Annotated in this window: 21 protein-coding genes, 2 tRNA genes and 1 pseudogene; 13 read left to right on the plus strand and 11 right to left on the minus strand. The window is 71.9% G+C overall.

Going from position 1 to position 24213, the window contains the following annotated elements; all coding sequences use genetic code 11:
* The first annotated feature begins 270 nt into the window (after window positions 1-270).
* The 4 genes from AAEM63_RS01410 (at window position 271) to AAEM63_RS01425 (ending at window position 4558) form a co-directional block, all read left to right on the plus strand.
* Window positions 271-1644: an ABC transporter substrate-binding protein gene (locus AAEM63_RS01410; RefSeq protein ID WP_341359952.1), complete on the plus strand. Its 1374-nt coding sequence runs from the start codon at window positions 271-273 to the stop codon at window positions 1642-1644.
* Window positions 1645-1725: 81 nt separating this feature from the next.
* Window positions 1726-2709, plus strand: a complete 984-nt coding sequence (locus AAEM63_RS01415) for a sugar ABC transporter permease (RefSeq protein WP_341359953.1) — start codon at window positions 1726-1728, stop codon at window positions 2707-2709.
* A complete protein-coding gene (locus AAEM63_RS01420) occupies window positions 2706-3644 on the plus strand; it encodes a carbohydrate ABC transporter permease (protein WP_341359954.1) in 939 nt (312 codons plus the stop codon). Before AAEM63_RS01415 ends, AAEM63_RS01420 begins: the two co-directional genes overlap by 4 nt.
* Window positions 3645-3766: 122 nt before the next feature.
* Window positions 3767-4558, plus strand: a complete 792-nt coding sequence (locus AAEM63_RS01425; RefSeq protein WP_341359955.1) for an alpha/beta fold hydrolase — start codon at window positions 3767-3769, stop codon at window positions 4556-4558.
* A gap of 119 nt (window positions 4559-4677) precedes the next feature.
* Here the strand turns inward: AAEM63_RS01425 and AAEM63_RS01430 are convergent, their stop codons facing one another.
* Window positions 4678-5643: an NAD(P)H-quinone oxidoreductase gene (locus tag AAEM63_RS01430; RefSeq protein ID WP_341359956.1), complete on the minus strand. Its 966-nt coding sequence runs from the start codon at window positions 5641-5643 to the stop codon at window positions 4678-4680.
* Window positions 5644-5723: 80 nt separating this feature from the next.
* On the opposite strand from AAEM63_RS01430, the gene AAEM63_RS01435 reads away from it, so the two are divergent.
* The 4 genes from AAEM63_RS01435 (at window position 5724) to AAEM63_RS01450 (ending at window position 8112) form a co-directional block, all read left to right on the plus strand.
* Window positions 5724-5811 (plus strand) — tRNA-Ser (locus tag AAEM63_RS01435).
* Between the two features lie 92 nt (window positions 5812-5903).
* Window positions 5904-6500, plus strand: a complete 597-nt coding sequence (locus tag AAEM63_RS01440) for a YdeI/OmpD-associated family protein (protein WP_341359957.1) — start codon at window positions 5904-5906, stop codon at window positions 6498-6500.
* Window positions 6501-6788: 288 nt separating this feature from the next.
* Window positions 6789-7940 carry a hypothetical protein gene (locus AAEM63_RS01445; RefSeq protein WP_341359958.1) on the plus strand — a complete coding sequence of 384 codons (1152 nt, stop codon included), beginning with the start codon at window positions 6789-6791 and terminating at the stop codon, window positions 7938-7940.
* A gap of 80 nt (window positions 7941-8020) precedes the next feature.
* Window positions 8021-8112 (plus strand) — tRNA-Ser (locus AAEM63_RS01450).
* Window positions 8113-8205: 93 nt separating this feature from the next.
* On the opposite strand, the gene AAEM63_RS01455 is transcribed toward AAEM63_RS01450, so the two are convergent.
* From AAEM63_RS01455 to AAEM63_RS01495, 9 genes are all read right to left on the minus strand, one after another.
* On the minus strand, window positions 8206-8805 hold the full coding sequence (locus AAEM63_RS01455) for a TetR/AcrR family transcriptional regulator (protein ID WP_341359959.1): 600 nt from the start codon (window positions 8803-8805) through the stop codon (window positions 8206-8208).
* On the minus strand, window positions 8802-9128 hold the full coding sequence (locus AAEM63_RS01460; RefSeq protein ID WP_341359960.1) for a hypothetical protein: 327 nt from the start codon (window positions 9126-9128) through the stop codon (window positions 8802-8804). Before AAEM63_RS01460 ends, AAEM63_RS01455 begins: the two co-directional genes overlap by 4 nt.
* Entirely contained in the window at window positions 9125-10078 is a 954-nt protein-coding gene (gene argB / locus AAEM63_RS01465) for an acetylglutamate kinase (protein WP_341359961.1), read from the minus strand. The genes AAEM63_RS01460 and argB overlap by 4 nt, the downstream gene beginning before the upstream one ends.
* A gap of 10 nt (window positions 10079-10088) precedes the next feature.
* The gene (locus AAEM63_RS01470) at window positions 10089-11531 is read right to left on the minus strand and encodes an MFS transporter (RefSeq protein WP_341359962.1); all 1443 of its coding nucleotides are present in this window, start codon (window positions 11529-11531) and stop codon (window positions 10089-10091) included.
* 11 nt (window positions 11532-11542) lie between these two features.
* Entirely contained in the window at window positions 11543-12595 is a 1053-nt protein-coding gene (locus tag AAEM63_RS01475) for a DMT family transporter (RefSeq protein WP_341359963.1), read from the minus strand.
* Window positions 12596-12769: 174 nt separating this feature from the next.
* Entirely contained in the window at window positions 12770-13897 is a 1128-nt protein-coding gene (locus AAEM63_RS01480; protein WP_341359964.1) for a serine/threonine protein kinase, read from the minus strand.
* A gap of 191 nt (window positions 13898-14088) precedes the next feature.
* A complete protein-coding gene (arcC, locus tag AAEM63_RS01485; protein ID WP_341359965.1) occupies window positions 14089-15072 on the minus strand; it encodes a carbamate kinase in 984 nt (327 codons plus the stop codon).
* 2 nt (window positions 15073-15074) lie between these two features.
* Window positions 15075-16076, minus strand: a complete 1002-nt coding sequence (gene argF, locus AAEM63_RS01490; protein ID WP_341361283.1) for an ornithine carbamoyltransferase — start codon at window positions 16074-16076, stop codon at window positions 15075-15077.
* A 67-nt stretch (window positions 16077-16143) separates the two neighbouring features.
* Entirely contained in the window at window positions 16144-17370 is a 1227-nt protein-coding gene (locus AAEM63_RS01495) for an arginine deiminase (RefSeq protein WP_341361284.1), read from the minus strand.
* 496 nt (window positions 17371-17866) lie between these two features.
* On the opposite strand from AAEM63_RS01495, the gene AAEM63_RS01500 reads away from it, so the two are divergent.
* The 5 genes and pseudogenes from AAEM63_RS01500 (at window position 17867) to AAEM63_RS01520 (ending at window position 22404) form a co-directional block, all read left to right on the plus strand.
* A complete protein-coding gene (locus AAEM63_RS01500) occupies window positions 17867-18454 on the plus strand; it encodes a hypothetical protein (RefSeq protein WP_341359966.1) in 588 nt (195 codons plus the stop codon).
* Window positions 18455-18662: 208 nt separating this feature from the next.
* Window positions 18663-19136 carry a hypothetical protein gene (locus AAEM63_RS01505; protein ID WP_341359967.1) on the plus strand — a complete coding sequence of 158 codons (474 nt, stop codon included), beginning with the start codon at window positions 18663-18665 and terminating at the stop codon, window positions 19134-19136.
* Between the two features lie 75 nt (window positions 19137-19211).
* Window positions 19212-20200: pseudogene (locus tag AAEM63_RS01510) on the plus strand (squalene cyclase).
* Between the two features lie 66 nt (window positions 20201-20266).
* Entirely contained in the window at window positions 20267-20698 is a 432-nt protein-coding gene (locus tag AAEM63_RS01515) for a hypothetical protein (RefSeq protein ID WP_341359968.1), read from the plus strand.
* Window positions 20699-20700: 2 nt separating this feature from the next.
* A complete protein-coding gene (locus AAEM63_RS01520) occupies window positions 20701-22404 on the plus strand; it encodes a DUF5671 domain-containing protein (protein ID WP_341359969.1) in 1704 nt (567 codons plus the stop codon).
* 84 nt (window positions 22405-22488) lie between these two features.
* On the opposite strand, the gene AAEM63_RS01525 is transcribed toward AAEM63_RS01520, so the two are convergent.
* Window positions 22489-24204 carry a serine/threonine-protein kinase gene (locus AAEM63_RS01525; RefSeq protein ID WP_341359970.1) on the minus strand — a complete coding sequence of 572 codons (1716 nt, stop codon included), beginning with the start codon at window positions 24202-24204 and terminating at the stop codon, window positions 22489-22491.
* Window positions 24205-24213: the final 9 nt, after the last annotated feature.

A 24213-nucleotide genomic window follows, 5' to 3' on the forward strand; every position in this document is an offset into this window, starting at 1 on the left:
GAGAAAGGGTCGGCGACGGCGCGGAGCGAAGGGGGCCCGCCCGACGTTCCCCTGGGCGCAGCCCGCATTTCGGTCAGCGATATGCAGAATCGAGGCCAGAAATGCGGCGGTCCGCCTTTCCGTGCCTCGTGCTGGGGGCAGCCGACCTGCACCGTTGCAGGATCGTTACGGAAAAGAGGGTCGAGTGAGTTGAATCTCACTTCGTGGACGGGTTGGGTGTCAGTGGGAGCGATGAGCGCTCGTGACGATGATGTAACGAGGAGGACGCACGTGAAGATCACTGCGAAGAAGCGCGGCCTTTCCATGCTGGCGGGAGGTGCTGCGCTGGCCCTCGTCCTGACCGCCTGCGGCGGCGCCGACGACCTCGGTGGGGGCGGTGGCGGTGGCGGCGACGACGAGGCCACCGGCGGCGACACCGACTGCGCCGCCTTCGAGGAGTACGGCTCGTTCGACGGCGAGACCGTCTCGCTGTTCTCGTCCATCCGCGAGACCGAGGCGGACCAGCTCCAGGACACGTTCACCCAGTTCACCGAGTGCACCGGCATCACGGTCGAGCACAACGGCTCGGGTGAGTTCGAGCAGCAGATCGTCGTCCAGGCCGAGGGCGGCAACGCCCCCGACCTCGCGATCTTCCCGCAGCCCGGCCTGCTCTCGCGCATGGTGGGCGACGGCTACCTCGTCCCGGCGTCCGAGGCCGTCGAGGCCAACGCCGACGAGGGCTGGTCCGAGGACTGGAAGGCCTACGGCACGGTCGACGGCGAGTTCTACGCCGCGCCCCTCATGGCGAGCGTGAAGTCGTTCGTCTGGTACTCCCCGAGCGCCTTCGAGGAGGGTGGCTACGAGGTCCCCACCACGTGGGACGACCTCATGGCCCTCACCGAGGAGATCGCCGCGACCGGCACCAAGCCGTGGTGCGCCGGCATCGAGTCCGGCGGCGCCACCGGCTGGCCCGCCACCGACTGGATCGAGGACATGGTCCTGCGCTCCGGCGGCGGCGACGTCTACGACCAGTGGGTCACCCACGAGATCCCGTTCAACGACCCGGCGATCGTCGAGGCGACCGACATGGCCGGCGCCATCCTCAAGAACGACGACTACGTCAACGGCGGCATCGGCGACTCCCGGTCCATCGCGACGACGTCGTTCAACGACGGCGGCCTGCCCATCCTCGACGGTGAGTGCTACATGCACCGCCAGGCCTCCTTCTACGAGGCGCAGTGGCCCGAGGGCACCGACGTCAGCCCCGAGGGTGACGTCTTCGCCTTCTACCTCCCCGGCATGACCGAGGACGAGTCCCCGCTGCTCGTCGCCGGTGAGTTCGTCGGCGCGTTCAACGACAACGAGGCCACGCAGGCCGTCCAGGCCTACATGTCCTCCGGCGAGTGGGCCAACACCCGCGTCGAGATCGGTGGCGTGACCTCCGCCAACAGCGCGGTCGACCCCGAGCTCGCCTCGTCCGACGTGCTGCGCCTGGCGATCGAGCTGCTCCAGCAGGAGGACGCGGTCGCCCGCTTCGACGGCTCCGACCTCATGCCCTCCGCCGTCGGCGCCGGCTCCTTCTGGACCGGTATGACGCAGTGGATCGACGGCGAGGAGACCCAGACGGTGCTCGACCAGATCGAGGCCTCCTGGCCCGCCAGCTGACCATCGACGTGACAGGGGAGCGGTCCGTCGGGCCGCTCCCCTCTCCCGTCGGTGCCCCGTCCGTCGCCGAGGAGGGATGAGATGGACTTCTTCCTGTTTTCCAAGATCGGCCAGATGATCCTGGCCGTCCTCGTGTTCGCGGCCGTCGTCGCCCTCCTCATGGTGGTCGCGCGGCTCGCGGACAAGTACGCCGGGCGCTCCCGGACCGCCTGGGCGCTGCTCGTCTTCGCCGGTCCCGCGGCGCTGCTGCTGGGCGTCGGCCTCATCTACCCCGCGATCCGCACGACGACGATGTCGTTCATGGACAACCGGTCGGAGAACTGGGTCGGCCTGGCCAACTACGACTACGTCTTCAACAACCCCGACTCCATCCAGTCGTTCATCAACACGTTCTGGTGGGTCTTCCTCGTCCCGATCGTCTCGACGTCGGTCGGGCTGCTCTACGCGATCCTCGTGGACGGCAAGCGGTTCGAGAAGCAGGCCAAGTCCCTGCTGTTCATGCCGATGGCGATCTCGTTCGTCGGCGCCGGCATCATCTGGAAGTTCGTGTACGAGTACCGCGGGGCGGAGCAGACCCAGATCGGCCTGCTCAACGCGATCCTCGTGGGCCTCGGCATCGAGCCGGTCCGGTTCCTCCAGGACGGCCCGTGGAACACGTTCTTCCTCATCCTCATCATGATCTGGATCCAGGCCGGTTTCGCCATGGTGCTCCTCTCGGCCTCGATCAAGGCGATCCCGAACGACATCGTCGAGGCGGCGCGTCTGGACGGGGTCAACCCGTGGCAGATGTTCCGCTCGATCACGGTGCCCTCGATCCGGCCGACCCTCGTGGTGGTCCTCACGACGATCTCGATCGCCACGCTGAAGATCTTCGACATCACCCGTACCGTCACCGGTGCGCGGTTCGGCACCCAGGTGCTCGCGAACCAGATGTACGACCAGTCGTTCACCTTCGGCAACAACGGCGTCGGCTCGGCGACGGCGGTGATCATCTTCGTCCTGGTGATCCCGATCATCGTCTACAACGTCCGCCAGATGCTGAAGAACAAGGAGGTCCGGGGATGACCAGCAACCCGAGCGCGCTCGCGACGCCCGCGTCGGCCGAGACGGCCCGTCACGCCCCCCGCGTCTCCGCGGCCTCCCGCACCAAGACGATGCTGACCTCCAAGATCGCCTCCGCCGTCGCGATCTTCATCGCGTTCGTGTGGACGGTCCCGACGGTGGGCCTGCTCATCAGCTCGGTGCGCCCCGAGGGGGAGATCCGCACGACGGGCTGGTGGAGCTTCTTCACCGACCCGACCTTCACGATGGAGAACTACCAGGAGGTCCTCTTCGGGCGCGCGTCCTCCGGCGCCCTGGCGAACTTCTTCATGAACTCCCTCACCATCACGGTGCCCGCGACGGTCATCCCGCTGGTCATCGCGACCATGGCGGCCTACGCGTTCTCGGTGATGCAGTGGAAGGGCCGGGACACCGTCTTCGTCATCGTCTTCGCCCTCCAGATCGTCCCGCTCCAGATGGCGCTCATCCCGCTGCTGCGGATCTTCTCGGGCACGGAGCTGGCCGACGACTTCCCGTTCCTGCCGATCTGGGTGGCGCACGCCTCGTTCGGTCTGCCGCTGGCGATCTTCCTGCTGCACAACTTCATGTCCGAGGTGCCCAAGGAGCTCATCGAGGCCGCCCGCGTCGACGGCGCCGGGCACGTCACGGTGTTCTTCCGGGTGATGATGCCCCTCATGGTTCCCGCCATCGCGAGCTTCGCGATCTTCCAGTTCCTGTGGGTGTGGAACGACCTGCTCGTCGGTCTGACCTTCTCCGGCGGCAACAACCAGATCCAGCCGCTCACGGCGCGCCTGTCCGAGATGGCCGGCTCGCGCGGGCAGGACTGGCACCTGCTCACGTCCGGCGCGTTCGTCTCCATGATCGTCCCGCTCATCGTGTTCTTCGCGCTGCAGCGGTACTTCGTGCGCGGACTCCTCGCGGGCTCCGTCAAGGGCTGACCCGCCGGGCGGAAGGTCCCGCGCGCACCGAGGCCGCCGTGCCCCACCCTGGAGTGGTGGCCGGCGGCCTCGGTGCGTCACGGGGCCCATCGGACGCCGGGTCCGACGGGCGGAGGTCTCAGATGGGTCGCACCGACCTGCTCGGCGGCACACTCCCGGTGCTGACGTTCGGCCGCGGCCCGGACCTCGTCGTCCTGCCCGGACTCGAGGCCGCGAGCGGCAACCCGACCGGCCTGGCCCGCCGGATGGAGGAGGCCCGCTACGCGGCGTACGCGCGGACCCGGACCGTGCACGTGGTGCGCCGTCCGGTGGGCATCGCACCGGGCACGACCATGGCCGACCTCGCCGGCTCCCTCGCGTGCGCGATCACCGCGGACCTCAGCACCTCCGTGGACGTCATGGGTATCTCCACGGGCGGGTCGCTCGCCCTGCAGCTCGCCGTCGACCACCCGCAGGTGGTGCGCCGGCTGGTGCTGGTCTCCGCGGCTGCCCGGCTCCACGACGACGCCCGCGCCACGCAGCGACGGTGGGCCGAGCGGGTGCGGGCCGGCCGACGCCGGCGGGCCGCGGCCGGGCAGGCCGAGCTCATGGGCGCCAGTGCGGCGGGAGTCGCGTTCTGGCGGGCGGCGCTGTGGCTCGGCGCTCCGCTCGTGGTCCCGGACGACCCCACCGACCTGCTGCGCACGGTCGAGGCCGAGGACTCCTACGACGTCACCGCCCGGCTCGGCGAGGTCACCGCACCGACGCTGCTGGTCGCCGGGGCCCGCGACGGCAACTACGGCGCGGACCTCCTGCGGCGCACCGCGGCGGGGATCCCCGGTGCCCGCCTGCGCCTCCACCCCCGCTATGGCCACGCCGCCGCGACGAGCAGCCGCCGCGTGCCGGCGATGGTGCTGGACTTCCTCGCCGGGTGAGGCCGCTGGGGGACGAAGCTCTCCTGCGACCGTCCCGCGCCGCCGCTCCTCGTCCGCCGGCGCCGCGTCGGCCCGGGCTGCGTCCGCGCCGCGTCCGCCCGCGCCGGCGTCCCGGCTCGTCAGGGGACGAGCAGGACCTTGCCGAACACCGCCCCGTCACGCAGGAGCGCGTGGGCGCGCTCGGCCTCGGCGAGCGGCACCCGCTCCTGGACGAGCGGCCGCACGCGTCCGTCCTCGACCATCGGCCAGACGTGCTCGCGCACCTCGGCGACGACCGCGGCCTTCTCCGCGACCGGCCGGGCCCGCAGGGTCGTGGCGTGGATGCTCGCCCGCCGGGTCATGAGGGCGCCGAGGTCCAGCTCGCCGCGCCGGCCCTGCTGCGTCCCGATGACCACGAGGCGGCCGCCCGTCGCGAGCATCTCGACGTTGGCCGCCAGTGCGCCGGCGCCGAGGACGTCGAGGACGACGTCGACGCCCCGGCCGTGCGTCGCCTCCCGCACCGCCGCCGTGACGTCCTCCGTGCGGTGGTCGACGGCGACGTCGGCGCCGAGCTCGCGGCACCGCGCCGTCCGCTCCGGGCCGCCCGCCGTGGTGATGACCTGGGCGCCCAGCGCCGCGGCGATCTGGATCGCGGCCGAACCGACGCCACCGGAGCCGCCGTGGACGAGCACGGTCTCGCCGGCGCGCAGCCCGCCGGTCATGACGAGGTTCGACCAGGCCGTGCACACCGCCTCGGGCAGGGCCGCGGCGTCGACCAGGTCCACCCCCGCGGGGACGGGGAGGAGCTGCCCGGCGGGCACGGCCACGAGCTCGGCGTAGCCGCCGCCGGCGAGGAGGGCGGCCACCTCGTCGCCGACCGTCCAGCCGGTGACGCCCTCGCCCACGGCGGCCACCGTGCCGGCGGCCTCGAGCCCCAGGACGTCGCTGGCCCCCGCCGGGGGCGGGTAGTGGCCGGCGCGCTGGAGCAGGTCGGCCCGGTTGACCCCGGCCGCGGCGACCCGCACGAGCACCTCACCCGGTCCGGCCTCCGGGTCGGGCAGGTCGGTGAGCGTCAGGGTCTGGTCCTCGGTGGTGATGGCGCGCATGCCGCCATCCTGCCGGGAACGGCACAGGCGCGCGGCCCCTAGACTTGTGCGGCGTCGCCGTCGGGCTCCCGGGGCGGCGAGGAGGGCTGACAGAGCGGCCGAATGTGACGGTCTTGAAAACCGTTGTGCGGTAACCCCGCACCAAGGGTTCGAATCCCTTGCCCTCCGCAGGTGCGGACCCGGCCCGGGTGGGGGAGCCGCACGGTCGCGACGCCGGCACTGCCCTTGACGGGGCCGCGCCCACCGGGCAGGTTCGCGGCATGGGCGAGGACCGCGAGGCGATCTACTTCGACGGCCCCGCGGCGTGGCGGTCCTGGCTCGAGGAGAACCACGCCACCGAGCGTGAGGTCTGGGTCGGCTACTGGAAGAAGAGCAGCGGCCGGGCCGTCCTCACGTGGAGCGAGGCGGTGGACCAGGCCCTCTGCTTCGGCTGGATCGACGGCGTGCGCCAGAGCGTCGACGACGATCGCAGCAGACAGCGGTTCACCCCTCGGCGCGCCAGGAGCAGCTGGAGCCGGATCAACGTCGCCAAGGTCTCGGCCCTCGAGGAGCAGGGGCTGATGACCCCCGCCGGCCGAGCCGCGTTCGAGGCCCGGGTGCCGGAGCGGGAGGGGGTCTACACCTACGAGAACGGCGCGGTGGAGCTGCCCCCGGCGTACGCCGCGCAGCTCGCCGCCTCACCTCGAGCGCAGGCGTTCTTCGAGGCCCGGCGACCGTCGTACCGCAAGATCGCGAGGCAGTGGGTCATGTCGGCCAAGCGGGAGAGCACCCGCGACCGGCGGATGGCCGAGCTCGTGGCCGACTGCGAGGCGGGCCGGCTGATCCGTCCCCAGCGCTACGGCGCCGACGCCGGGTAGCGACGGCACCTGGTCGCGCTGACGCCGGGTAGCGACGGCACCGGGAAGCGACGGCACGGGTGGCCGCCGGCACCGGGAAGCGACGGCACGGGTGGCCGCCGGCACCGGGAAGCGACGGCACGGGTGGCCGCCGGCACCGGGAAGCGACGGCACGGGTGGCCGCCGGCACCGCGATGCGACGGCACGGGTGAGCGCCGGCCCGCGGCACCCCGGACGGGGACCTTCGGCCCCGGCGCGCGCGGCGCCTGTCCGGTTGCATGGGGCACCAGCCCCGCGACGGAAGAAGCCATGGACGTCGAACCCGCACGGCCCGCCGCCCCGCCCGCCGCCCCACCCTTCCCCGCCCCGCGCGCGGCCACGGCGCCGTCTGTGCGCTGCCCGTTCTCGCTCACGGCCGAGCGGATCGCCCACATGCTCAACCTCGAGCTCGCCGACCACCCGGTCTACGACGGCCTCGAGCTGCAGTGGTTCGACGACGACGTGCACGGCACCGGCATGCTCGCCTTCCTCTCGCGCCGGGCCGGCCGCGCGGTGGACTACTACGCCCAGCCGGGGCTGCGCCTGGACCCAGCCGGCTACCGGATCGGCGGCGGCACACGGTCGTGGAACGAGACCGAGTTCGCCGTCGCCCGGCTCGAGGTCGCCGACGACGGCGTCGACGCGCACGTGCGGTTCACCGACGTCGACGGCCGCGCCGTCGAGGTGCGCGTCCTCGACCGCGACGGCCGGAAGCGCCGCCGGGCGGCGCTCCTCGCCCCGGTGAGCGCCGCCGTCGAGCGGCCCGAGTCGATGCTCCTGGTGTGGATGACCGACTTCGATCTCGTCCACGTCGGACCGACGCGGCCGGTCGTGCGCATCGAGGGGCAGGACGCGGCCATCGGACGGCTCCCGGGGGAGCGGCTGCACCGCCGTCACCTCATCAAGTACGCGGGCTCGCTGTGCGCGGTGACGCTCAACCGGAACCACGACGGCCCGCTGGCCACCGCTCGGGATGCGACCGGCACCGGCTCCGCGCAGAGCCCTGACGGTTCCGGCGACGCCGGCACCGCCGTCCTCGGCGCCGACGCCGACGGGCACCGCGCCCGGGTCGTGCTCGACCCCGCGCTGCCCGACCTCACCTCGGTGACGGACGGGGCCACGACGACCGGACGCTGGCGCGTCACCGTCGACGGTGCCCGCCTCACGGGCGGGCGATGGTGGGTGCGGCGGGTCGGTGACCGGGCCGACCTTCGGCTGGACGTGAGCGAGCGGTGGCGGCCCCGCAGGCTGCCCCTGCTCATGCAGGTGGTCACCACCGTCGCCCCCGTCTTCCGGCGCTGGCCCACCACGTACCGGTGGCGTGCGCGAGTCGAGCTCGGCCCGGCGCCGGCGATGACCTCGAGGTGGGAACGGGTGGGCGGCGAGCGCGGGGCCGGGTACCGCCGTCTCACCGGCTCCTGAGCCGCCCGAGGTCCGCGGCGGTCACGGCGCCGTGCGTTTTTGACCGGCGCACCGGTCCGGGTAACCTGTGGGAGGGACTTGGAGACGTCGCATAGTCAGGTCTAGTGCGCATCCCTGCTAAGGATGTGACGGGGCAACCCGTCCGTGGGTTCAAATCCCACCGTCTCCGCCAGCGTCCGAAGGGGCCGCGAACCTCGGTTCGCGGCCCCTTCCGTGCCCGCGGCGTGGGGAACCGGACTCGCCGTCCGAGCGAGTGCTCGAACCGCTAGAGCACGTGCTGGAGCAGCTGGGCCGCCGTCACCCGCACGTCCCGGCCCTCGCTCAGGGCCGAGACGGCCGCGCCGTCGACGACGGCGATGACCAGCTCCGGTGGGCACTCGCTGCGGACCTGGCGCAGCACCCTGACCAGCGCACCGTTGAGGCGGTCTCGGCCCGTTCGGTAGGACCGCGTCACGGGAGCGGAGCGTGCTGCCGCGATCAGCTGGAGGTAGTGGCCGAGGAGCTCGTCGCCCTCCGGCAGGCAGGCCCGTAGGACAAGAGCCGTCACGGTCTCGCGGTCGGTCGGTGGTGGGTCGGCCTCCACCTCCTCTGCGACCGCTTCAGCCCGTGACGCCCACAGGCCGATGTTGATCCGGCCGGCTTCGCCGAGCAGCTCATCGAGGCTCTCGTAGTAGTAGGTCGTCAGGGACAGCGAGCAGCCCACGCGACGGGCGACGGTGCGGTGCGAGACGCCGCCCGGGCCCTCCTCGCGCAGGATGGCCGCTGCGGCCTCGGCGATCTCCGCCCGTCTCCTGCCGCCCCGGTCCGAACCGCCCTGGCGGGCAGTCGTCCGCTGGGCGACCGCTGAGCGGGTCTGTCCACTCATCGCCTGCCTCCCTCCGTCGCCGCTCCGCTGGCCACGCTCCGCAGGTAGCGGGCCACCACCCGAGCCGATAGTGCGGATCGTGCACTCGCCACCACGGTGTCGTCACGGGCGACGGTACCGACGATAGGTGCGATCCGGGCACGGTCGATCGCTGCTGCCGCCAACGGCCCGCCGCCGGGAACCGTCTCGATCACCACCAGGTCGTCCGACTGGGTCACCTTGCGCACGAGGCGCTCGAGGACGCGCAGGGACGACTGGCCAGGGCCTGCCCATCCAGCGCGCATCTCGGGCGCCGGCCCCGCGTGGCCGACCAGGGCGCTCATGCGGCACCGTCCGGCAGCACCATGGTCCCCATGTCCTCCTCGGTGAAGATCTCCACCAGCATCGAGTGCGCGTGCCGGCCGTCGATGACGTGGGCCTGTGGCACCCCACCGCGCACCGCCCGCAGGCACGCCGCCATCTTCGGTGCCATGCCGGACCGCAGATCTGGCAGCAGCCTCTCGAGCTGCGAGACCGAGACGCGACGCAGCAACGAGGACCGGTCCGGCCAGCGCTGGTAGAGGCCCTCGACGTCGGTGAGGATCACCAGCTTTCGGGCGCCCAGTGCGACGGCGAGTGCGGCCGCTGCCGTGTCGGCGTTGACGTTGAGCACGTGCTCGGGGTCGTCGATGTCAGGGGCGACGGTCGAGATCACCGGGATCCGGTCGCCACTGAGGAGGTCCTCCACGGCCTGCGGGTTCACCGTGACGACGTCGCCGACCAGGCCCACGTCGACCTCGTCCCCCGACGCGCCCGTACCCAGGCGTCGAGCGCGGAAGAGTCCGCCGTCCTCCCCGGAGATCCCGACGGCGTGGGCCACCCGGGCGTTGAGCAGCCCGACCAGCCTGCGCTGGACCTGTCCGGTGAGGACCATGCGGACGACGTCCATCACCTCGGGCGTCGTCACCCGCAGCCCGCTGCGGAACTCCGAGCTCATCCCGAGCCGGTCCAGCATCTGCGAGATCTGCGGCCCGCCGCCGTGGACCACGACCGGTTTCATGCCGACCCGGTGGAGGAACAGGACGTCCTCGGCGAAGGCCCGCTGGAGCTCCTCGTCCACCATGGCGTGCCCGCCGTACTTGATGACGACACGGCCACCGGCGAAGCGCTCGAGCCAGGGCAGCGCCTGGACGAGCACCTCCGCCTTCTGGTCGGGGCGCAGGTCTCGCTCGGTGGAGAACGCCTGCGCGACGGGGGACGGGAGAGTGGGGCGGTCGAGGGACTGTGTGGTCATGGTTGGGCCCTCAGTCGTTCGCGAGTTCGGTGAACGCGGTCTCCCGGCTCGCGATCATCGCCCCGAGGGCGAGGACCGCTGCGGCGGTGAGGTACCAGGCAGGGGCCGCTGCGGAGCCGGTCACCTGGATGAGCCAGGTGGCGACGAACGGCGCCGTCCCGCCGAACAGCGCGTTCGCCGCGTTGAAGCTCAGGGCGAAGCCGCTGTAACGCACGCGGGTCGGGAAGATCTCCGCCAGGAAGGTGGCGAGGGTGCCGTCGTTTGCGGTGAGCATGACCCCGAAAGCGATCTCCACCGCGATCACGACTGCGAGGTTGACTCCCTGCAGCAGCGTGAAGAGCGGGACCGTCAGGACGATGAAGAGCACGCACGCGAGGATCAGCATGCGCCGCCGGCCGAACCGGTCGGAGAGGTGCCCCATCGCGAAGACGGCCGCGATGTAGACGGTCAACGAGATCGTCGAGGCGAGGAACGACAGGTCCTCGCGCATGCCCAGCTCGGTGACGAGGTAGGTCGGCATGTAGCTGAGCAGCAGGTAGAAGGCCACCGCGTTGAGGCACGTCACGCCGAAGGCGATGGCGACCTTGCCCCGGTGCCGGCGCAAGACCTCCGTCACTGGCGCACACCTCGTCGTCTGCCGGTCGGCGCTCGCCGCCATCTCGCGATACTTGGGCGAGTCCTCGAGGTGGACCCGGATGTACCGGCCGACTAGGCCCAGCGGTCCGGCCAGGAGGAACGGGATGCGCCAGCCCCACGAGTCGAGCGCGGCGTCGGAGGTGGTGGCGTGCAGCAGCGTCACGAACAGCGATCCCGCGAGCAGCCCGGTCGCCGTGCTGGCCGGAACGAAGCAGGTGTACAGGCCCCGCCGCCCGGCCGGGGCGTACTCGGCGAGGAAGGCGGCTGCACCTGCGTACTCGCCAGAGGCGGAGAAGCCCTGGACCATGCGCAGCAGGAGCAGCAGCACCGGGGCCGCAAGGCCGATCGTGGCGTAGCCGGGGAGCAGTGCTATGAGGAACGTCGCCCCCGACATCAGGAGGATCGACCAGGACAGCGCCCACCTCCGCCCCTTGCGGTCCCCCAGGCTGCCCCAGAAGATCCCACCGATCGGACGCATGACGAACGAGACCGCGAAGACGGCGAACGTGGCGAGCAGCGCCGTCGTGCTGTCCGTCTCCGGGAAGAAAACGCGCGCGATGACCGTGGCGAGGAAGCCGTACGAGGCGTAGTCGAACCACTCGACGAAGTTGCCGATGAAGCTGGCCCCGGCGGCGCGGCGGAGGGCGCTGCGCTCCGCGCAGATCTCCTGAGCGGCTCGGTCGGGGCAGGTCGGCGGGGCGAGGGAACAGCCGTTGCCGAGCCTCGCGCCTCCGGCGCCCGGGACGCTGTCGTCGCTGCCGGAGACGGACGCTGCCCCGGTGTCGACGCTCGTGGAGCCAGCCTCTCGGATGTTCATGGCCGGCGTGGTCAGCGCTCGGGGAGTGAGGGAGCGGCTGCCGAGAGGCCCCCGGATCGGCGTGGCTTCATGACGAGCTCGACCAGCATGGGCCCCATCCCGCCGACGATGATGAGCACGCCACCGAGGGCGCCGATCGCCGTCATGGTCTCGGACCAGACGACCGCGCCGAGGATGATCCCGACGACGCACTCCCAGTACGACACGGTGGAGAGCTCGACCGCCATGAGGTGCTTACCCGCGACCGGGAGAAGGCCGATGGCGAACAGGCCGCAGAAGAGGAACATCCCGACCGCCCACGCCCAGTTCGTCGGCGTCATCACCTCGAGCGGGTTGGTGGGGTCCAGGGTGTTCATCCGGAAGATCATCACGGCGATGGCACCGACCGCTCCGAACGTGAAGTTCCAGAGCGACCGCACCTCGGAGCCCATGTCGCCGCGGTAGCGGTAGAAGAAGAGCGCGAGCCCGTAGAAGAGCCCGGAGGCGAGGCCGAAGACGTCGCCGAGCGTCTTGTTCGGCATCTCCGGGTCGGCGCTCAGGTCCAGGCCGACGACCAGTCCCTCGCCCAGCGTCCAGCTGACAAGTCCGATCGTCATGATCATGCCGAGGAACACCAGGAGCAGGAACAGTGCGTTCTTGAGGTCGATCCTCTCCTTGAGGAAGATCCACGCGAGGATCGCCGAGAAGAGCGGACCGGTGTAGATGAGGAAGACGGCGTTGGCGATCGTTGTCATGAGCGTCGCGGACACGTAGAACGCCAGCGACATGCCGATGCTCAGGCCTCCGGCGATGACGGCCGGGGAAAGCCTCGTCCGCCGAAGGTCGGGCATCTTCTTGAGGATGACGACGATGACGAGCATGCCGAGGGCGCCCACGGTCATGCGCCCGAAGGCGAGGAAGTCACCGGTGATGTATCGGACGCCGGTGGTGGGGTCGATCGGCGTGGAGAGCCGCCCGAATGTCCCGACGAAGCCCATGCCCGTCGCGGAGAGGAGCATCGCGGTGAAGCCGAGCTTCTTGTTCATGAGGTGCCCCGACACGGGGGCGACGGTCTGGGTGGTCATAACAGGTCCGTGACCTTTCGATGCTCGACGGCGCGGGGTCGGGTGCCGCCGGACGGCCCGCGCAGCGGGCTCTTCCATGGTGGGGTGTCGCGGTCCCGCGGGAGCGGGACCAGAGCCCTGAGGCGCGGCGGCCGGTCGGCACAGTGACGGCCGGCCGCCGCGCCTCGGAGCAGGTCAGACGAGGGTGGGGTCCTCGACCTGGTTCGGGAAGTAGTCCTCCATGCCGCCCTCGCGGTAGACGTCCGCTGTTGCGCAGTGCAGACCGCCGCCGAAGGGGTAGGCGTCGCGGAACGGTACGGGGATGACGTTCATCCCGAGCTTGTCCATCTGCTCGGCCTGGTAGACCTCGGACTCCTCGACCACGACGGTCTTGTGGTCCAGGACCAGGCAGTTCATCGACAGCCAGACCGAGGAGTAGCACAGCGGCGGCGGGCCGTCGTGGGCCGGCTTGGCGGCCTCGACGATCTGCCAGTCGTTGGCCTCGAAGATCGCCCGTTGCTCCACGGGGAGGGGACGGTGCGGGTTGTTGATGATGAGGCCCGGCCGCAGCGGCACGAACGTCGCGTCGATGTGGATCGGGTAGGGGTCCCCGGGGAAGTTCACCGAGTGCACCCGCAGGTCGGGGTAGTACCTCTTGAACCACTCCATGGCCTTGCGGTTGGTCGTCAGGCCGTGCTGGATGAACAGGTCCTTGCCCACCCGCATGACGTCCGCCGCGTCCCACATGGGCTCGACCTCGGTGGTGACGAAGTCCTTGTTGGCGGTGCGGACGAGCCGGTCCTCGAGGGAGATCTTCTCGTCGTAGTAGTTGTGCTTGTAGGACTTGTCCGTCAGGCGCGGCCGGGGGGCCTGCGACCACTTGAACTCCGGGTCGTTCTCGAAGTACTCGTTCATCAGGGGCCAGTAGGCCAGGTACTCGAAGTACCGGCACCGGAACGAGTTCGCCGAGGCCATGATCTCGTTGCCGATCGTGAGCAGGATGTCGCGGGGCGGCATCGCGGTCATCATCGAGTCGTTGCGGAAGTCCGGCGTCTGGATGTGCTGGTTCCACTGCAGCGGGGTGGGCCGGTCGGCCTTCACGCCGTGCTGCTCGAGCACCTTGACGTAGTTGTCGAGCTGCTCGTTGGCTCTCTCGACGGTCTCGGTGGGCCGCGGACCCCACATCCCGCGCATCTCGGAGTCCACCGGCACCTTCTCGGAGGTGGCCGGCTCCTCCGGCGGGATCATGCTGAAGTCGGCGCGCCCCACGATCGCGTGCTTGAGCGGGTCGAAGTCGTTCCACGAGTTGACGATCTTTGGCATCTCAGGACTCACTCCTCGTATCCGGTGCGCGGCGTCGCGCACCTCTTCTCGGTCCGGTGCGACGGGCGCACCGCTCCCGCCCCTGTGGGCGGGTCCGTCTGGCTACCCGCCGCGGTGGCGGCGGGGGACTGCTGGGCGAAGCCGTGTGCGGCACCTCGGGGGTCGCATCACCTCGTCCCGGGTGGCTCGGCTCATGCGCGGCGGATCATCGCCGTCTCGACGGGCTCGGGCAGCGGCGGCCGAATGTCGTCCGGTCCGCCGTAGTTCCCGCCCGGGGTGACGATCGTCCCGGCGTCGCCGGAGATGATCCGTGCGGCATCCTCGAGACGGCCGATGGCGGCCGTCTCGCCCGTGAGCTCGACGAATCGGCAGGCCGCCTCGACCTTCGGCCCCATCGAGCCGGCCGCGAAGCCCTTCTTGCGCATGAACGAGGGGGTCGCGCGGGGGATCTCGACCTGCTCGGGAGTTCCGTAGCCGTCGAGCACCGCCGGGACGTCGGTGAGGATCATGAGGAAGTCGGCCTCGATCGCCTCGGCGAGGACTGCGGCCGTGAGGTCCTTGTCGATGACGGCCTCGACCCCCTTGCGCAGGCCGCGCTCGTCGCGGATGACGGGGATCCCGCCGCCGCCGGCGCAGACGACGACGGCGCCGGACTCGATGAGGGTCCGGATGATCCGGGTCTCGACGATCCGCTGGGGCTTCGGGGAGCCGACGACGCGCCGGAAGTACTTGCCGTCCGGCTTCATCACCCAGCCGCGTTCCTCGGCCAGCTGTCTCGCCTGCTCCTCGTCGTACACCTGACCGACGAACTTGGTCGGGTTGTCGAAGGCGGGGTCACCGGCCAGGACGAGCGTCTGGTTCACGATCGAGGCGACGTGCCGCCCGGGAAGGTTGTTCTGCAGCGACTGCAGCATCCAGTAGCCGATCATTCCCTGCGTCATGGCGCCGAGGGTGTCGAAGGGGTACGGCTCGGTCAGGGTCGTGTCGTTGGCCGACTGGAGGGCGAGGACGCCGACCTGGGGGCCGTTGCCGTGGGTGAGGACCAGCTCGTGGTTCTCGGCGAGCGGCGCGAGGGCCCTGACGGCGCGTTCGACGTTGGCCTGCTGCGCGCGGGCGTCGGCGATCTGGCCTCGCTCGAGGAGGGCGTTCCCGCCCAGTGCGACGACGATGCGCATGATCAGCTCCCCAGGGTGGCGACCATGACGGCCTTGATGGTGTGCATCCGGTTCTCGGCCTGGTCGAACACGACCGAGGCGGGGGACTCGAACACCTCGTCGGTCACCTCGAGGGCGGTCATCCCGGTCTTCTGGAAGATGTCCTCCCCGACCTTGGTGCCCCGGTCGTGGAAGGCCGGCAGGCAGTGGAGGAACTTCACCTCCGGGTTGCCGGTGGCCGCCATGAGGGCGGCGTTGACCTGGTAGTCCTTGAGCAGGGCGATGCGCTCGTCCCACACCTCCTTGGGCTCGCCCATGGAGACCCAGACGTCGGTGTAGACGAAGTCCACGCCGCGCACGCCGGCGGCGACGTCGTCGGTGATGGTGATCCGGGCGCCCGTGGCGGCGGCGATCTCCGTGGCGGTGGCGACGACCTCGGGGGCGTTCTGGAGCTCTATCGGGGCGACCATGCGCACGTCCATGCCCAGCATGGCGCCGGAGATGAGCAGCGAGTTGCCGACGTTGTTGCGTGCGTCGCCGAGGTAGGCGAAGGCGATCTCGCCGTCGGCCTTGCCGCTGTGCTCGCGCATGGTGAGCTGGTCGGCGAGCATCTGGGTGGGGTGCCACTCGTCGGTCAGGCCGTTCCACACCGGGACGCCGGACTTCTCGGCCAGGACCTCCACGGCCTCCTGGCTCTTGCCGCGGTACTCGATGCCGTCGTAGAAGCGGCCGAGGACCCGGGCGGTGTCCGCGACGGACTCCTTGTGGCCCATCTGGGAGCCGGCCGGGTCGAGGTAGGTCACGTGCGCGCCCTGGTCGAAGGCGGCGACCTCGAAGGAGCAGCGGGTGCGTGTGGAGGTCTTCTCGAAGATGAGCGCGATGTTCTTGCCGGCGAGGTGCGCCACCTCGGTGCCGGCCCTCTTCTCGGCCTTGAGCACGGCGGCGAGGTCGAGGAGGGAGCGCCACTCGTCGGGGGTGAGGTCCAGCTCCTTGAGGAAGCTGCGCCCGTGGAGGCGGTGGGGCATCCGGACCTGCCCCGGAGCCGTGGTGCGGTCGGGGTTGGCGACCCCCGTGGTCTGTACCTGTGACATGTCAAATCTCCTCTCGGACGGTGGGGCAGCTCATGCAGCGCGGACCTCCACGTCCGCGTCCGAGCTCGGTACCGGGGACCTCGAGGACCTCGATGCCGTTCGCCCGCAGGTAGGCGTTGGTGGTGGTGTTGCGCTCGTACCCGACGACGACGCCGGGCGCGATGGCGAGGGTGTTGCAGGCGTCGTCCCACTGCTCGCGCTCGGCGGCCAGGGAGTCCTGCGGGGTGGTGAGGATCCGGATCCGGTCCAGGCCGAGGGCGCCGGCGATCACCCGGTACATGTCGTCCGCAGGGTTCGTGGTGACGGACAGCTCCTTGGGGGTCCGCCCGGGCCGGATGGTGAGCGAGGGGAGCATGCCGAGCCCGGCGTACTGGGTGAACGACTCCTGGTCGACCATGGTCATGACGGTGTCCAGGTGCATGAACGCGCGCGCCTTGGGCATCTGGAGGGCGATGACGGTGTCCGCGGAGCCCTCGGCGAACAGCCGGGCGGCGAGCCGCTCGACGCCCTGTGGGGACGTACGCTCGCTCAGCCCGACGAGCACCGCTCCGTTGCCGATCACCAGGACGTCGCCGCCCTCGACGGTCGCGACCCCCTCCGCGGTCCCGCCGGACCAGACGTGGTGCCCGGAGTACGCGAACCTCGGGTGCCAGCGGTAGATCGCCTCGTAGTTGACCGTCTCGCGCATGCGGGCCGTCTTGCGCATGGAGTTGACGGCGACACCGTCGTAGATCCAGCAGGACGTGTCCCGCGTGAACAGGTGGTTGGGCAGCGGGGCGAGGACGAAGTCGTCGAGGGTCATCGTGCCGAGGGCGACGGAGTCGGGCTCGACGATCTGGTCGAGGAGCTCGCGCTTGGTGATGCCGGCGACCAGCACGCTCGCGAGGGTGGCGCTGTCGAGGTTGTCGGCGTGGTTGCGGAGGGCGTCGATGGCGCCGAGCCCGTACACCCGCTCGTCGACGACGTGGTCGAGGACGAAGCGGCGGGCGCCGAGGTTCTCCAGCGTCTCGGCGAGGAGCTCCTCGAGGTAGAGCACCTGGACCCCCCGGCCCCGCAGGACGTCGGCGAACCGGTCGTGCTCGACCTGCGCCTGGGCGACCCAGAGGACGTCGTCGAAGAGCAGCTCGTCCTTGTTGGACGGCGTGAGCCTGGACATCTCCCGCCCCGGCCGGTGAAGGATCACCTGGCGCAGGGGGCCTACCTCCGACGCGACGCCGTACTCCTGCAGCGTCACGGTGGTGTTCAACGTCATCCTCGTCAGCCCTTCGTCTCATCCTTGAGAACCCGATGCACAGAAGTGAATCGCGTCCTGAACGGGCGTACAGGGGACTGAGGTCCCGATCCGCGGCACCTAGTTACTTAGGGCGAGCAGTATGTGGTACGTGCGTCCAGTCTGGTCATCGGGCCTGAGCCGCGGGGACCGTCCGACCGGTCCGGGACCGCAGCTGACGGCCCGCCGCGCCTCTCCGGGCGGAGAGGCGGCAGCCCGTCGGTCCACACTTGCCGGATCGCCCTGCCGGTCGGATGATCGACCTGCGGGGTGAAGTGTGGGGGCACCCCGCACGGTGCGAGGACGCGCCGTGCGGCCTCGAGGAGGAGAGCGCCATGACCATCGACCACCGCCTCGGAGACATCGGCGAGGAGGAGGAGGAGATCGAGCTCGAGCCGATACCGAGGGAGATTCCGGTCCCGGAGCCCTCGCCCGAGGAGATCCCGGCCTGACGATGGAGGCCGATGAGTTCGGCGGCCCCGCCCTCGTGCTGGGCTCGGTCCGAGGACGGCGGTCCTTCGGGGTGAGGGCTGACGGTCACCTCACCGGTGTCTTCCACACCCAGGTCTGGCACCCGGGGGAGAATCTGGCGCGGTGCCGCCGCGATGGTGGCGTCGTCGAGCGTCGACCCGACGGACGGATCGTCGTGAGGACGTCATCCTCGCGCGAGATCGGCACCGGGCACGGCCTCGGGGGGTGCACCTGTGGGTTCTACGCGTACTACCAGCAGGACCCGTACACGGCGCACCGCCGGCTTTCTGGAGTCGTCGAGGGGTACGGGCGGGTGGTGCTGGGGACCGCGGGCTTCCGCGCCGAGAAGGCCCGCATCCTTGCGCTGCTCCTGCCGGCAGAGCCGGCGTTCGATGTGCGCGGCCCCGGTGCCCCCGGGCAGCCCGTGCACCTCGACGACGTCGAGCCGGTCGAGCGACGCGAGGCTGACGTGACACGAATCCGGTCGACGTACCGGGACGTGGCCTTCTTCGCGCGCGAGGACGACATGCTCGCGGCATATCCGCCGACGGAGCGTGGTCCCGAGGTCTGACCTGGCCTGCGAGCCCCGGACCGCTCCGGGTACCCGACAGGGCGCTCCACATCGGGCGGGACGTGGGCGCCGGTGGTCGCCGCCGGTCCGGGCCGGCGTCGGGTGGGTCCGCGATGCGTCGCCGCGCTGGTCGCGGACCTTCGGACCTGGTCGTCCGGGAGGCCGCCCACCTAGCGTGGAGGTCGGCTCCTGGAACCCGGAGGTCACCATGGCAGCTGCAACCCGAGCCCGTCCGTCACGAGGGGCTCGCCGTGCCGGGTACGTCGTCTCGGTGGTGGTCAACGCGGCCCTGCTCGTGGCCGTGAACGGATGGCCGGGCTGGGAGGTGCTGCCCTTCCTCACCGCCGACACCCGGCAGGTCCTGGGCCTGGTGAACGCCTCGATCCTGCTCACCCTGGCCGTGAACCTGGTGTACATCGTCAGCGACCCGCGATGGCTGAGGGCCCTCGGCGACCTGATCACCACCACGGTCTCGATCGTCGTGACGGTGCGGATCTGGCAGGTCTTCCCGTTCGACTTCGCGGGCAGCGCCTTCGACTGGGGCCTCGTCGCCCGCATCCTCCTGGGCCTGGCGATCGGCGGCAGCGTCATCGGCGCGGTCGTCGCGCTGGTCGCCCTGGTCAGGGCTACGGCCGCACCTCCGGACGGGGGGGCCCGGAGCGGGGCCTGGCGTCACGCGTAGCGGCAGCACGGGCCCGCGCTCCCGGGTGACACCCGACACTCGACGCCCGGATGTGCCCCCGCTACCGTCGACGTCGTGGTCGACGCCGCGCTCGTCCCCTGGCTGCTGGACACCGACCCCGCCCTGCGCTGGCAGGTCGAGCGCGACCTCCTCGGCGAGCCGCCCGAGGTGTGGCAGGCCACCCGGGCCCGGATCGCGACCGAGGGGTTCGGTGCCCGCCTCCTCGCCGAGCAGGACCCCGACGGGCAGTGGGCCGGTGGCGCGTACTTCCCCGCCGACTTCGACTTTCAGGGCCCCGAGGCCGCGGAGGGGGCCGGCCAGCCCTGGACGGCGACGACGTGGACGCTCAACACCCTGCGGGAGTGGGGCCTGGACCCCGCCCCGCTGCGCGCGCGGCGGACGGCCGAGCTCCTCGCCGAGAACAGCCGGTGGGAGTACGAGAACCTCCCGTACTGGGGCGGTGAGGTCGACTGCTGCATCAACGGCTTCACGCTCGCGAACGGCGTCTGGCTGGGGCCGACGTGCGCGGCATCGCCGACTGGCTCGTCGAGCACCGGCTCACCGACGGCGGCTGGAACTGCGAGTGGATCGAGGACTCGACCCGCTCGTCGTTCCACTCCACCCTCAACACGCTCAAGGGCCTCCTCGCGTACGACGCCAGCACGGGCGGGACGGAGGCGAGCCGGGCGGCCCGCCACGGCGGCGAGGAGTACCTGCTGCGGCGCGGCCTCATCCGACGCCTGAGCACGGGCGAGCCGGTGGCCGACTGGGTGAACCACTACGCCTACCCGTTCCGGTGGGTCTTCAGCGTGCTCCACGCCGCGGAGTACTTCCGGCAGGCGGCCCTGCTCGACGGGCGCGAGCCGGACCGCCGCCTCGCCGACGCGATCGCGCTGATCCGCGCAGCCCGCCGACGCGACGGCACCTGGGTCCAGGAGCGCCGCCACGCCGGCCGGGTGTGGTTCGACATCGACGTCCCCGTCGGCGAGCCCTCGCCGTGGCTGACGCTCCACGCCACCCGGGTGCTGGACTGGTGGGACGGCCGGGACACCGCGGCTGCCTGACCCAAGGCGGCGCCGCAGGGACCAAGACCCCTGGTCAACGGCGCGGCACGGGCAGACGATGACCCCATGAGCGCGCGCCCGAACACGGTGCTGGCCGTGGTGGCGGGTCTCGTGGTCACCCTGGCGGTGGTCGCGGCGGTGGTCTCCGGTGCGCGGGAGCGCCCGGAGCTCGACCCGACCACCCCCGAGGGAACCGTCCAGCTCTTCCTCACCGCGATCTTCGACGGCGACCAGGACGCCGCGGCCGACCACCTCGACCCGGGCCTGGGCTGCGAGCCGCCGTTCGAGGCCTACCTCCCGCCCGGCGCACGCGTCGACGTGGTCAGCACCAGCACGGAGGGCGACGAGGCCCACGTCGTCGTCGACGTCGTCGAACGCACCGGCGGACTCGTCCCGGACGACTGGACGCACCGGCAGTCCTACGACCTCACCGCCGACGGGGACGGCTGGCTCCTCACCGGCGACCCGTGGCCGGTGTTCTGCGAGAAGGGGTGGTAACCGTGGGCATCGCGCTGTCGTTCATCCCGCTGCTCATCACCGTCGGGCTCGTCTACCTCGTGGTGAACGCATCACGTCGTCACGGTGGACCGGGCGCCCCGGACGCGCGCGGGGTGCGCCGCTTCTTCCAGTACGCGCTGCTGTGCGCGCTGGTGCTCGTCACGGCGACCGGTGTGTCCGACCTCCTCGGGCACCTGGTCGGCGACGGCGACCCCGACGACGAGGCGGCGCTCGCCCGCGCTCTGGCCTTCACCGTGGTCGGCGGCCCTCTCGCTGCTGCGCTGGCGTGGTGGACGCGGCGTCGCCATCTGCGCGACCCGGGGGAGACGGCGTCGACCACGTACGCGTCGTACCTGACCCTCACCGCGCTGACCGCCCTCGCCGTCGCCATGGTCCAGACGCAGGCCGCCGTGGCCGTCGCGCTGCAGGCGCGGCCGGGCTCGGCCGGTGCGGCCGTCGCCGTCCTCGTGTGGGGCGGGCTGTGGCTCGTGCACTGGTGGCTGGCCGAGCGCACGCTCAGCCGCGACCGCAACACGGGCCACCTGCTCCTGGGCTCCGCCGCCGGCCTGGGCACCGCGCTGGCAGGTTTCGTGCTGCTCCTGGCCGCGGCCCTCGACCTGCTCGTCCGCGCCGAGCCGGTCCTGGGCGGGACCGCCCGGCTGGGCACGGCCGCCGCGACGTTCCTCGTCGGCGCCGTCGTGTGGGTGCAGTACTGGGTGCTGAACGCCGCACGGGGCCCGCGCGGCGTCCCGTGGCTGCTGCTCGTCCTGCCCGTCGGTGTGGGCGGCGGGCTCGTGGTCGCCGTCGTCGGCGCGAGCGTCCTGCTCTGGGACGTGCTCGTGTGGTTCCTCGGGGACGTGCGGGCCCCGTCCGCGCTCGACCACTTCGCCGGCGCCCCGACAGCGGTGGGCGCCGTCGTGGGCGGCGCCGTCGTGTGGTGGTACCACCGCGCGGTGCTCGGCGAGACGAGGGTCGTCCGCACCGAGGTCCGGCGGATCTACGAGTACCTCGTGGCCGGCATCGGACTCCTCGCGGCCGCGACCGGCGTCGGCATGGTCGTCGTGGCCGCCGTCGAGTCCCTCACCCCGGGCGTCGACGTCGGCGTCACGGTGCGCAACACCCTCCTCGGTGCCGTCACCCTGCTCGTGGTCGGCGTGCCGCTGTGGTGGGGCTTCTGGCGGGGGATCGGGCGGGCCGTCGTCGCGAGCCCGACGACGGAGGTGGCGTCCCGCACCCGTCGCACCTACCTCGTGCTGCTCTTCGGCATCGCCGGGGTGGCCGCCGTCGTGGCCCTCATCGTGGCGGTCTACCTCCTGCTCGAGGACCTGCTGGCCGGCGAGCTCTCCGGCGCCACGGCGCGCGACATGCGCTACGCCCTCGGGGTTCTCGTCGCGGCCGCCGCGGTCTCGGCCTACCACGGGTCGGTGTTCCGCCAGGACCGCGAGCTCGTCCCGCCGACGCCGGAGCTGCCGGCCGGTCCGCGGTCGGTGGTGCTCGTCGGTCCCGCGGACGACCACCTCGCCCGCGAGCTCGCCCGGCGCACCGGGGCCCGGGTGGAGCTGTGGCCGCGCCTCGACGACGACGCCGCCGCGGCCTGGTCCCTGACGGACCTCGTGACCGCCGTCGAGGGATACCCCGGCGCAGACGTCCTGGTCCTCGGCGGGTCGCACGCGCCGGAGGTGGTCCCGGTGGGACGGCACCGCTGAGGCTGCTCGTTGCGGCCCGGTCGCGTCGAGGGCTGGTGCGGCCGCTCGGAGATCCCACCCGCGCGGTCCCGGCTCGCGCACCTCTCAGGCGCCGGTGCTGCTCAGCACGGTCGAGGCGGCGATCTTCAGCAACCCGTCCTCCTCCGCCAGACGGTAGGCGGTCCGCTCCACGACGACGCGGCCGTCGTCGAACCGGTAGGTCAGGGTCGCCTCTGCCTGGTCCGGGGGCAGGCCCTGGACGTCCGTCACCGCGACGTCCTCGATGTCGGCCCAGAAGGCCTCGTAGCTCTCGCGTCCCCCGGCGTGGCCCGACTGGTAGTCGGCGGTCATGCGCGGCCAGGCGGCGTCGGTGTCGCCCGGCATGAGCGCGTAGTAGTCGACCACCGCGGAGGCCAGCTGCGTCGCCCGGTCCGGGGCGGGCTCCTCGGCCGGGGCGGGCTCCTCCTCGGCCGGCGCCGGTTCGGGCTCGGGCTCCGGCGTCGTCGGTGCGGGGCTGGGCGGCGGTGTCGTGGCGGGCTCGGTCGGGGCGGGTGACTCCTCCGGAGCGGCCGTCGCCTCGCCGGTCGGCTCGGCGGACGGTGCGCTGGACGTCATCGGGCCGGGCTCGGCGGTGGTGCCCGGGTCGGGCCCCGTCAGCATCGCCGCGACGACCCACACCAGGGCGACCACGACGGCGGCGGCGGCCAGCACGCCGAGCAGGCGTCGGCGCGGCGGGTCACCGGCCGTGGCGCTGGTGACCGGTGGGACGGACGGTGTGCGGGCGTGCGCGGGGGGCCTGGAGGCGGGACGGTGCTGGTCCGGACGGCCGGCGGGCGGTGCGGGCGGCTCGGCGGCCGGTGCGGCTGCAGGCACCTCGTCGGTCACCGGCTCCTCGGGTGTCGCGGGGTGCGTCACCGGGACGTCCGCGGGCACCGGGACGACCGCCGGCTTCGGCTCCTCCGGCGCGGCCCGCTCCTCCCGCGCCACCTGCTCCTCGGTGGGCACGGCCGCGGTCGCCGAGAGGTGCGCGGCGACGGCTTCCATCGTGGGCCGCTCCGCCGTCTCCGCCGAGAGCATCCGGAGCAGGAAGGGGGTGAGCGGGCCGGCGCGGGTCGGTGGCTCGACCTCCGCCGCCGCGACCTTGTGCAGCAGGGCGATGGAGTTCGGCTCGGCGCCGAACGGCGGCCGGCCCTCGAGCGCCGCGTAGAGCGTGGCGCCGAGGGAGAAGACGTCGGACGCGAAGGTGGCGTCCCCGCCGCGGGCCACCTCCGGGGCGAGGAAGGCGGGGGTGCCGTGGACCATCCCGGTCGCGGTGAGGGTGGGGTCGCCCATGGCGTGCGAGATCCCGAAGTCGCTGATGTGCGCGGCGCCGTCGTCGGTGATGAGGATGTTCCCGGGCTTGACGTCGCGGTGGACGATCCCCAGCCCGTGGGCGGCGGCAAGGGCGGCGGCGACCTGCGTGCCGAGCCGTGCGACGTCGGTGGCCGGCAGGGGCCCGCGCTCGCGCAGGACGGTCGAGAGCGGTGTCGACGGCAGGAACGGCATGATGAGACAGGGCCGGCCCTCGTGCTCGACGGCGTCGAAGACGGGGACCGCGTGCGGGTGGTGCAGGCGCGCGGTGATCCGCGCCTCGCGCATCGCCCGGCTCTTCGCGAGCTCGGCCTCGGCCTCGGGGAGGCCGAGCGCGGTGTGCAGCTGCTTGATCGCGACCGTCCGCTCGAGGCGCTCGTCCCACGCCTCCCAGACCACGCCCATCCCGCCGGTGGCGATCACCCGGACGGGGCGATAGCGACCGGCGATGAGAGGCTGCGGCTCGCTCACCGGACCCCT

This window comes from Georgenia sp. M64, from assembly GCF_038049925.1.
Lineage (GTDB): Bacteria > Actinomycetota > Actinomycetes > Actinomycetales > Actinomycetaceae > Georgenia.